Origin of the sequence: Thalassobacterium maritimum (assembly GCF_031127805.1) — a bacterium.
In the GTDB taxonomy this organism is placed as follows: domain Bacteria; phylum Verrucomicrobiota; class Verrucomicrobiia; order Opitutales; family Coraliomargaritaceae; genus Thalassobacterium; species Thalassobacterium maritimum.
This window is the reverse complement of the sequence record NZ_JARXHW010000053.1, coordinates 18,297-29,044: the sequence shown is the minus strand read 5'-3', so window position 1 is coordinate 29,044 and position 10,748 is coordinate 18,297. Positions and strand designations below refer to the sequence as shown.

Annotated in this window: 6 protein-coding genes; 2 read left to right on the top strand and 4 right to left on the bottom strand. The window is 52.3% G+C overall.

The features are described 5' to 3' along the window. Positions 1 to 295 precede the first annotated feature (295 nt). The 4 genes from QEH52_RS16590 to purL form a co-directional block, all read right to left on the bottom strand. A complete protein-coding gene (locus QEH52_RS16590) occupies positions 296 to 2,890 on the bottom strand; it encodes an SIR2 family protein (protein WP_308951972.1) in 2,595 nt (864 codons plus the stop codon). 282 nt (positions 2,891 to 3,172) lie between these two features. Further along, positions 3,173 to 3,472, bottom strand: coding sequence for a hypothetical protein (locus tag QEH52_RS16585; RefSeq protein WP_308951971.1), 300 nt, complete (start codon positions 3,470 to 3,472; stop codon positions 3,173 to 3,175). Between the two features lie 259 nt (positions 3,473 to 3,731). Next, on the bottom strand, positions 3,732 to 4,559 hold the full coding sequence (locus QEH52_RS16580; protein ID WP_308951969.1) for a four helix bundle suffix domain-containing protein: 828 nt from the start codon (positions 4,557 to 4,559) through the stop codon (positions 3,732 to 3,734). A 106-nt stretch (positions 4,560 to 4,665) separates the two neighbouring features. Next, positions 4,666 to 8,703, bottom strand: coding sequence for a phosphoribosylformylglycinamidine synthase (gene purL, locus QEH52_RS16575; RefSeq protein WP_308951967.1), 4,038 nt, complete (start codon positions 8,701 to 8,703; stop codon positions 4,666 to 4,668). 255 nt (positions 8,704 to 8,958) lie between these two features. Here purL and QEH52_RS16570 point away from each other — a divergent pair, with 255 nt between their 5' ends. Continuing rightward, positions 8,959 to 9,534 carry a MarR family winged helix-turn-helix transcriptional regulator gene (locus QEH52_RS16570; protein ID WP_308951965.1) on the top strand — a complete coding sequence of 192 codons (576 nt, stop codon included), beginning with the start codon at positions 8,959 to 8,961 and terminating at the stop codon, positions 9,532 to 9,534. A 25-nt stretch (positions 9,535 to 9,559) separates the two neighbouring features. Then, positions 9,560 to 10,702, top strand: a complete 1,143-nt coding sequence (locus QEH52_RS16565; protein WP_308951963.1) for an efflux RND transporter periplasmic adaptor subunit — start codon at positions 9,560 to 9,562, stop codon at positions 10,700 to 10,702. Positions 10,703 to 10,748: the final 46 nt, after the last annotated feature.

Here is a 10,748-nt window from a genome sequence, read left to right as displayed (position 1 = left end):
TCTAGTTTTTGCATACAAAAACGCTACCTGCCAACGGCCTTTACGTCAGCTTTTTATTTGAGCTTTTATACTCAATTATGCCGCTTAAGTCCGTGACATTCTGACATGACCCCATTTTTTCCATAGCACGTTTTGGACGCTATTCGTGGTTGGAATCGCCACTCAAAAGCTTTTTCGCAAAGGAACGAGACTTCCACTTCATTCCTGCGACCTGAATTACGATACCTAAAAATCTCTAGAATTAGACACATTTGGGCAACAGCCCCTAATGACATGACCCCTTTTTTGCTACCTATTACTCCGTTGGGTGCTTTTCCATCCACTCTTGCATATTTTGGAAGTATTTTTCCTCTAGCCGGTCCATGTGCTTTTCAAGTTCAAGTGCGCTAGACAGATGTCTGCCGCTTGATGCAAATTGCGACATGTTATTGATTTCTTTTTGTTCGTCTCGTATTAAATCATCTAAGACTTCAGGCATCGCACGAAGCATTGCTCCGTCATATTTATCAATTGTAATGGAGACTAAGTAGTCTCTGATTTGTTTATCTGTGCTGCTATAATTTGAACCCCAAATAAGCCTAGTGATCATTTCTGAATTTGGTTCTAGTCCAATCAAGACATCTATTAGCCCAATAAAACCAAGTGGTGATACTATATGGCCAAATAGATTTTCAATATATGTGGACGATCTAATTGCAGACGTGAGTTTGCGGTCAGCGGTAATAAATATAGCACGTTTCTTCGCTTTCAAGTCTACAAAAAGTTTAGTCAGTTGAACTGCTTCGTGCTCAATTAATATGTGTTTTTTTGAGGAGGCAAGTCTTGTTGTATCGTTGCTATAGCCATCGACCAGATGTGTATAGACGTGATTGTAAGCGGTGTTATTTTTAGTTTCGAAAGATGTATTGTCCGTCTGTATTAAGTAGTCCTTTTTTAGGTAGTCTGATAATTCTTGCTCATTGTTGTATGGTGCGACGGTATTGACGAATTCAGCAAATTTAATGGGTTTGTCGTTGCTTCTTAACTTGCTAGCGTAAGCTGCGATGAAAACATTAGTGTTTTCTGCTCCATACATAAGTATGTGTTCTTTTAGCTTTTTGCTGTTTTCAAGACCTAACTCACTTACAAGTGACTTTGAGTTTTTTTTGTGGATCAGTATTTCCTCAATAAATACACTACAGAACCTTAGAGAGCAATTCCCTCCTACGACAATTGTGGCTTTAAGTAGGCGGCGTAGGGCATCTATGTAACCCTTGTGTAACGGATGTCCTTTTACAATTGCAGGTAAAAGGAAACTCGAGTCGAAATAGATGATATTAGGTAGGGTTTGTTCGGGCCTTATTGAAGCACGTGGAGATGAAAATGCCATTTGAACTGTTAGGGCAGCTCTCGATATCTCTGATAGGCAACTTACCTCGGACGGTTCGGGGTTTCTTAAAATGCTTAGAATTGCGAGAGTGATGGATGGTTTTACTTTGGCTGCTAAGTTCTTATTTCCTATCACCAGTTTGTTGATGAAATCGTCTAGATCTACAGTTTTGGAAGTGATTGATCCTGCATACTGTGGAGCAATTTGCCATGTTCTCTCTAGGAATATTTTCTCCCATAATGCGGTTAAGTCGTATTTTTTAATATCTCCAGCGTTTTTGCTGTCTAACACATACGCGCGGCTCTTTGTGGCGTCTGATAGTTCGATTAATCTATCTAGTAATGGATTGTCGAAGTCTTTTAATAATTTCCAAATACCATCTCCTGTTGTATGGAGGATTTCATTACGCATTAGCCTTTCAGCTGTAGATTCAAAAATATCGGCAGAATCATCAATTGAGATTTTTAACGCATTACGGATTTCATTTACTATCTGATCTTTTGTTGCAGTTCCTTTCGTGTCGCAAAATAATGAAATAACTAGACCATCATGTGCTAACTGCATTGCCGGTCGTTTTTTCTGCCTAATCGTTTGGCTGCATGCATACGTAAAGGATAGTGCTTTATGGATATTTTTATCGAAACTGCTGTCTGGGGTTGATTCCTCTGGTGGTGTTTCTTTTTGAGACTTTATTGGAGAATCGCATGCAATTCTTATAGACCGCCATAGATTTTTATGCTCTGGGTCTGCTTCATATTCAATTACTTGAATATTGATGTCAGTCAGGCGAGCTTTTAAGCCTGTGGTGTCCCCCGTTGGGATTAACGCGGTATGAAGTTCTGGGAAGTTCGGGTAGAAGGCCTCCTTTAGGACGTCCAATATTATATTTATTGCAGGATCAATGAAAGAGAACCCGATGAACATAATTGGTCGAGTCCTGAATAGTGATGTTAGGAAATCATTGTAAGCGTCATTTTTCTTTAATTTGTCGTAGTCATTTACGTCTACGACCATATTCTGGGGGGCTTCAATTCTTCCATGTATTCTGGCAATGAAAAATTCATTTAAGAGTTCCGCATTTCTTAATGTCGGGTCATCTAACTCGATTGTAAGCGGTGCTTTTTGGTGTTCTATCGCGTGGGAGTTAAGTAAGCTTCGATCATAGTTTGTTGTTACAATTCCCGAAAATGGAAGCAGGCTAAGGGCTTGTAGTTTATTGATTTCACTAGAATCCTTTTTAAACAGTTCAGTAAGTGCCTTATATCGCAATGTTACTGGGATGCTGGTGCATGTTTTGAAAATAGTTGCTGCCTCAAGATATTTTCCGTCATTTAAACGCTTCCTGATTAAGGCTGCCTCTTCTGGTTCGTTATTGTTTTCACAAGTTAACGCGAGGTGTTTAATGAATTCTCCCCAAGTGGGTAACCCAATTCGGCAACCAACGCCCGCTCCAGCAAATAGCACACTATTTCCTTGAGACGTGAATTTATCTATAATACTAGCAATTTCATTATTATTCATCGTCTTTTATTATGCTTTACTGACTTAGACTTAATTCTTGTTTAAAGGGCTGAAACGGGGGCATGTCGTTATCTTTGCAATTGCTCGTGGCGCAGCAAGGTCGCGGGCAGTGAAATTGACGAGTTGGTGGGGCGATTCATGGTTTGAGGGCAGCTTGTGGCGTCTGCGTGTAACGGTCGAGTGTTTCCTTCGGTTTCACCGAAGAAGTTTGGGCAGCGAAAAGGGGGCATATCGTTACTTTTGCAATTGGTCGTGGAGTCGTGATTAAATGTGGCTGTAAATTTAGCGATTTATTTGATCGATCCATGGTTTGAGGCCAGCTTGTCGCGTTTGTGTGTAACGGTCGAGTGTTTTTGATAATTCGGCGAGTTTTGGACTGATCCAATGGATGGCTTCGAGGATTTCGGAGTGTTGTTGGCCGATCTCTGCCATTTGTAATGGTGAATAGAGTGACTCGCAAAGCGCCATGTTCAACAGATAGCGGGCTAGTATCAGTTGGGGCTGGTCGCTGTCTGTGCCGTATGCTCCGAGTCGCTCTGGGGCGAGTTCTGGACTGATCTGATCGTAGCCGCTGGAGTTCATGCTTGATTTTTATCGGCGGTTCTCTACTTTGATGAGCGTTCACCTCGGAAATCCTTCTCCCGTCCTTCGCGACGGTGCTCGGAGCCGGGGTTTCTTTTTGCCCTAAACTTTGGTTCTTCTAGCTAACCTGTCAACGTTAGGGAGATTCGCAAGTTTTTGCGTAAAGTGGACGCATGTTGCTTAGACGGAACATGGGTGTGGTCGGATCCGGCTTCGCTGAGCTACGCCGGGACAGGTTGATCGGATCGGACGGATCACTTTATACGGGTGCGGTGCCTTTGCAGTCGGGGTATTGGGTGCAGCCCCAGAATTGGTGGCCTTCGTTTTTGCCCTGGCGGGCGGTGCGGAGGGCCATGAGCTCGCCGCAGATTGGGCATTTGGGGATCTGCTGGGTCGGATCCGTCTTCGTTGAGCTACGCCGGGACAAGTCAGTCTGATCTGTCCGATCGGACCGATCCTTTTTACGCCTTTCGGCGATGCGGGCGCTGGCGAGTTGTTCGGAGAAGCCGCCGCCTTCGATGAAGTTTTGCTCTTGGCTAATCAGCTGCTGGTCGAGCAGGTAGTTGGCTTGATGAATCAAGCAGATTAGGCTGTTGGCGATCACGGCGGGGTCTTCGTGCTGGAGCACGGGGGCGTAGAGCTTGGCGCGAGCGCGGTCGCCAGCGTCTTGGGGATCGTGCAGGGGGGAGTTTTCGGGAGCTTTGCGAATGTGACTGCCGAGCTCGCGCACTTGTTTGGCCTGACTGCCGTTGGGATCCCAGAGGGGCAGCTCGTTTTGGCGTAGGTAGTCTTCGAAATCGAGCAGCAGCTCTTCGAGACTGGCGCGGGCGACGTTGGTGAGCTTGAGCTCGGACTTGGTGCTCACGGCGCCAGCGCGGTTGCCTTCGGCGATGTTTTGCCGTCCGCTGCGGGCGGCCTGGATCATTTGGTCTTGGGTGCGACTGTAGCCGCTCACGAAGCGCCGGCAAAAGCTGACGGTGCCGTCGTAGATGAGCGTTGTGGTTTGAAAGCTACGCAGTTTCCGATAGCCCCCGCTGGGCCGCAAGCGGCGTTTCGCTGGCTGGCGGTCTGCGGGGGCGTCGGGCATTTTGTTTTTTTGGTTTTGGGGGTGTTGTTTTGGGGGGGAGGATCGGTCGGATCGGTCGGATCGGTCGGATGGTTAGAGATCGGTCAGATCGGACGGATCGGACCGATCAAACTTCCGCTGCGAAGCGGCGCGCGTTTTGAAACATCTTGAGCCAAGGGCCGGCTTCGCCGGTGAATTGATCGGCTGGGCGGTAGCTCATCTGAACGCTGCGGAAGCAGCGCTCGGGGTGTGGCATCATGATGGTGGCGCGGCCGTCGGTGGTGGTGAAGGCGGTGGTGCCTGCCGGGCTGCCGTTGGGGTTGGCGGGATACTGCTCGGTGGGTTCGCCTTGGCCGTCGATGTAGCGCATGCTGATGAGGTCGCCTGTGAGGCACTGCTCGAAGTCGCCGGTGGCGGAGAAGTCGGCGCGGCCTTCGCCGTGGGCGACCGGGATGGGCAGGAGGCTGCCTGCCATGCCTTTGAAGAAGATGCTGGGGCTCTCCATGATCTCGACGTTGCTGTAGCGGGCTTCGAATTGCTCGGAGCGGTTGCGCTTGAATTGTGGCCAGTGCTCGGCGCCGGGGATGATTTCCTTTAGCTGGGAGATCATTTGGCAGCCATTACACACGCCGAGGGTGAAGCTGTCTTCGCGCTCGAAGAAGGCTTGGAACATGTCTTTCAACTTTTGGTTGTAGAGAACGCTCTTGGCCCAGCCGGAACCGGCGCCTAGGACGTCGCCGTAAGAGAAGCCGCCACAGGCGACGAGGCCGGCGAAGTCTTTCAGGTCGACCTTGCCGCTGAGCAGATCGGTCATGTGGACGTCGACGCTTTGGAAACCAGCTTTGTCGAAGGCGAAGGCCATCTCGTTTTGGCCGTTGATGCCTTGTTCTCTGAAAATGGCGACCTTAGGTCGATTTTTAGAGATGGCGGATGAGTGATTAATGATGGCGGATGCGGGACCTGGGATGAAAGTCGACTCTGGCGCGGCTGACTCTGATGCGGGCGTGACAAGTCGCGCCCCTACGTTTTCGGCGTCGGGGTCGAAGGTGGGCTTGATCAGGATTCCTGCGTTCTCTTGTAGGAGGGCGTCGTATTCTTCGCGGGCGCAGGCGGGGTTGTCGCGCTGGGCTTGCATGCGGAAGCTTAACTCGGACCAGGCGCGGTTGAGCGTGGTGATGGTTTCGCTAAACAGTTTTCGGTTTTCTAGTTCTATGTTTACAGTTGGTTCTGCAGTCGTGTTGCCGATTAGGTGCGTGATGTCGCTGACGCCGTGCTTGGCGAGGATGGTCATGACGGCGGCGAGCTTGGATTTGTCTAGCTCGATGACGGCACCTAACTCTTCTGCGAAGAGAGTGGAGAGTATGGAGTGGGGAGTGAAGAGTTCCTTTGAGTCTTCCCACTTTCCACTTTCTACTTCCCACTGAGCTTCCACGAGCTTGTCGAGGATGACGTTTATGCCTTTGCGGCCGGCGATGGCCATTTCGGCTAGGGTCGCCAATAAGCCGCCGTCGCCGCGGTCGTGATAGGAGAGAATGAGGCCTTCTTTGAGCAATTCTTGGATGGCATTGAAGAAGCCGACGAATTTTTCGGGATCGTCGAGGTCGGGGCAGCTGTTGCCGATTTGATTGTAAACTTGAGCGAGGGTGCTGCCGCCGAGGCGGTTTTTGCCGGCACCGAGATCGATTAGCATCAGGGCGCTGTCATTGGACTTGAGGTCGGGTGTGGCGGTCTTGCGCACGTCCTCGACGCTGGAAAATCCGGATACCATGAGGCTGAGCGGGGAGACTTGTTTGTGGTCTTGGCCGGAGCTGTCTTTCCAGCTGGTGCGCATGGACATGGAGTCTTTACCGACGGGGATGCAGATGCCGAGGGCGGGGCAGATTTCCATGCCGACGGTTTTGACGGTGTCGTACAGGTTGGCGTCTTCGCCGGGCTCGCCGGCGGCGACCATCCAGTTGGCGGAGAGTTTGATGTTGCCGATTTTGCCGACGTAGGCGGAGGCGATGTTGGTCAAGCACTCGCCGATGGCAATGCGGCCGGAGGCGGCGGCGTTGAGGATGGCAATGGGTGTGCGTTCGCCCATGGCCATGGCTTCGCCGGTGGTGCTGTCCATGCTGGTGGCGGTGACGGCGACGTCAGCGACGGGTGTTTGCCAGGGGCCGACCATTTGATCGCGGGCGACCATGCCGGTGATGCTGCGGTCGGCGATGGTGATGAGGAAGCTCTTATTGGCGACGGCAGGGAAGCGCAGCACGCGGTCGATGGCTTCGGGTAATTGAATTTCGGATACGTCGAGCTCGGCGTGGTCTTCGACCAGGCGGGTGACGTCTTTGAGCATCTTGGGTGTTTTACCGAGCAGGACGCTCATGTCCATGTCGATCGGGTTGTTTTCAAAGTGGGAGTCTTCCAGCACCAGTTGTCCGTCGTTGGTGGCTTCACCGACGATGGCGACGGGGCAGCGTTCGCGCTCGCAGAGTGCCTTGAAGGCTTCGATGCGGTCGGGCATGACGGCCATGACGTAGCGCTCTTGGGATTCGTTGCACCAGATCTCCATGGGCGACATGGAGGAGTCTTCGTTGTGAATGTTGCGCAGGTGGAAGCGTCCACCGGTGGCTTCGACCAGCTCGGGCAGGCCGTTGGAAAGTCCGCCGGCACCGATGTCGTGAATGGACAGCATGGGATTGTCCGCGCCGAGGGCGATGCAGCCGTCGATTACTTGTTGGCAGCGGCGTTCCATTTCCGGGTTGCCGCGCTGGACGGAGTCAAAGTCGAGGGCTTCGGATTGGGAGCCGGCTCCGATGGAGGAGGCTGCGCCGCCGCCGAGACCGATCTTCATGGCCGGGCCACCGAGTTGAAGAATGAGAGCTGTGGGAGGGATCGGCTTTTTATCGACGTGCTCACGCTTCATGTTGCCCATGCCGCCGGCGACCATGATGGGCTTGTGGTAGCCGCGGTGTTGGCCGTTGTGCTCCAGCTGGAGGGTGCGGAACATGCCGCAGAGTTGTGGACGGCCAAACTCATTACCAAAGGCTGCGCCACCGATCGGGCCTTCGAGCATGATGTCCATGGGCGAGGCCATGCGGCTCGGGTGCTCGGCGATGTGCTTTTCCCAAGGCTGCTTGTAGCCGGGCACTTCCAGATTGGAGACCATAAAGGCAGAGATGCCTGCCTTGGGGCGGCCGCCGATACCGGTGGCACCTTCGTCGCGGATTTCACCGCCCACGCCGGTCGCGGCACCCGGGAAGGGGGAGATGGCGGTGGGGTGATTGTGGGTTTCGACTTTGCAAAGAATGTCCAGCTGGCTGGGAGTCTTTTGGTAGGCGAAGCTGCCGTCCCGCTGGTTGACTTCCCACCAGTCGGCGGGGGCGCCGGGGATGACGCCACAGTTATCGGCGTAGGCGGAGAGCGTGCCTTCGGGGTTTAGCTTGTGGGTGTTGCGGATCATGCTGAAGAGTGACAGTTCGCTCTTCTCGCCGTCGACGATCCAGTCGGCGTTGAAAATCTTGTGGCGGCAGTGCTCGGAGTTGACCTGCGAGAACATGACCAGCTCGGCATCCGTGGGGTCGCGCTCCATTTTCTGGTAGGCCTTGACCAAGTAGTCGATCTCGTCGGGCGACATGGCGAGGCCCCAGTCGATGTTGGCCTTGTAGAAAGCGTCGGGGCCCTCGGCCATTAGAGGCACGGTGCGGAAGGGGGCGGGCTCGAAGTGGCTGAAAAAGTCGGATACGTCGTCGTAGACCGCTTCGGTCATACGGTCGTGCAGGGCGAGCAGCGCCAAGCCGAGGTCTTGCATGCTCAGCACCAGGCCGTCCTCGGTGGTGAGGATGAAGTGGATGCCGCGCTCGACGCGGGCAATGGCGTCGAGGCCGCAGTTGTGGAAAATGTCGGTGGCCTTGGAGGACCAGGGAGAGATGGTGCCCTTGCGCGGGGTGACGAAAAAGCCGCCCTCGTTGGTGCGGGCGAAGTGCTGTTCGGCTGCGAGCAGGGCGAAGGCGCGCTCCGTGGTCTGGTCGTCGAGCGGGTGGGCTGACTCGATGAAGTAGACTTCGACCGCGTCGATGGCGGCGATGTCGTGTGCGGCGATGGCATCGTTGAGCGCGTTTTTAAGCGCGGTGAGACGGAAATCGGAGAATGCCTGACGGCCTTGGAGAATGATTGGTTGCATAGCTGGAAAGTCAGAAAAGTCTAAAACCAGCTACGTTGGAGAGGGAAGGCGCAGGGAACAATACGAAAAGTACCTTTGTTGCTTCCTGTGTGACGGCTGTGGCTGTGGGTGCGTCAGAGGGGCGCTGGTGTTTTTTGAATCGTTGATTTACGTGGATGAAGGAGGATTTTCGCATGTATTAAAACAAAGTCTTGCAATTTAATTAGGCTCCTAATTATTAGGGCGTGAATTAAAAATTGATGTTCCAAAATATTAATGAACGAGCCGACCATGTTTAAAGATCCGCCGAAGTTAGAGTGCTTTGTTGAGGTTTCGAAGTTGTTTGAAAACTGCGATCCAGAAGTGATGTATACTTTGGCCACGTTTTTTCATGCGCACGATCTATTGTGGAAGCAGAAGCTGGCGCATTGCGCTGAATCTGGTATTTCGCACGGGCGTTTCATGATTTTGGTCTTATTGATGAATAAGGATCAGATTCAGGGAGACAGTTCGTGGATCACGGCTTCGACACCCGCAGAGTTGGCGGATTTGGCGCAAATCTCTCGCGCATCGGTGACTGGTTTGCTCGATTCTTTGGAAAAAGATGGGTTTGTGTGTCGCAAGCATGACACGAGTGATCGGCGCACAGTATCGATTTATTTAACGGAACAGGGACAAGAATTTTTGGATAAATTCTTGCCGCCTCATTTTAAAATGATGAGCAAGTTAATGAATGTGCTAGAGCGTGAGGAGCAGGCGCAACTCTTGCTGTTGTTAGAGAAGCTAGCCAGTGGAGTCAGTGAGCTGGTCAATGCCGAGTCGAAAGATGGAAGCGATGGCAAAAATATTTAAGCAAGGAAAAAATCTAAAATTGGTTATGGCAAAAAGTAAGTTTAAATCTTTCGTGATAAAGACAGGCATCACTGTGGTGATCCTTGCTGTGGTGATCGGTGCCTTAGTCGGGCTGAAAGCGATTCAGATTGGCGAGATCATGGCAGCGATTCCCAACATGCAGCCCCCTCCGGCTTCCGTTGCGACTGCAAATGTGCGCAGTATGGATTGGCCAGTTGAGTCGAATGCGATCGGCACGATCGCACCAGTGCAAGGGGTGACGCTTTCGGTGGAATCTGCGGGGCTTGTGACTGATTTGGCCTTTGAGTCGGGGCAGACGGTGCGCAAAGGAGATCTACTGTTGCAGTTGGACACACGCAGTGAGGCGGCACAATTGGCGGCTGCGAGTGCTGCTGCAGATTTGGCAAAAATTAGTCTGGATCGTGCTCAGCAATTGCTGGGACGCAAAACGATTTCGCAGGCTGAGTTTGATGCCGCCGACGCAGGGTATAAAGAAGCGATGGCCAACGTCGCAAATTTGGAGGCGATCATTGAGAAGAAGAAGATTGTCGCACCCTTTGCGGGGCGCCTCGGCATCCGCCGGGTAAATCTCGGGGAATACCTAACTCCGGGCGCTCAGGTGGTGAGTCTGCAGTCGACAGACCCGATCTATGCGAACTTCTATTTGCCGCAACGCGACCTCGCCTATCTTAAAGTTGGCTTGGAGGTCGAGACTTACACCGACGCCTTTCCAGATCTAGTAAAGGCCGGGGCGGTCTCCGCAATCGCCGCAGAGGTCGATGCGACCACACGCATGGTCGAGGTGCAGGCGACGTTGCCAAATCCGCAGGGGCAATTGGCTGCTGGTATGTTTGTCAATGTGCGCATCGCACGTGATGCGCCACGGACAGTCAAGGCGGTGCCTGCCAGTGCAGTGATTTATGCATCCTTCGGCAACTCGATCTATGTGGTCGAGCCAGCAGAAGAAGGGGAGGGCTTTATTGCGCTGCAGAAGTTTGTTCGTTTGGGTGAGCGTCGGGGAGACTTTATCGAAGTGATCGAAGGCTTGGAGCTGGGGGACCGAGTGGTCGCTGCGGGCGGGCTGAAGTTAATGTCTGGTGCGCCCGTGTTGATCAACGATGGAACGACACCGGAGGCGCAACTCAATCCGACACCGGACGATGCTTAGGGCGCGGGCCTCAATTTAGTCATATACAAATTTGGAATCTGATTCA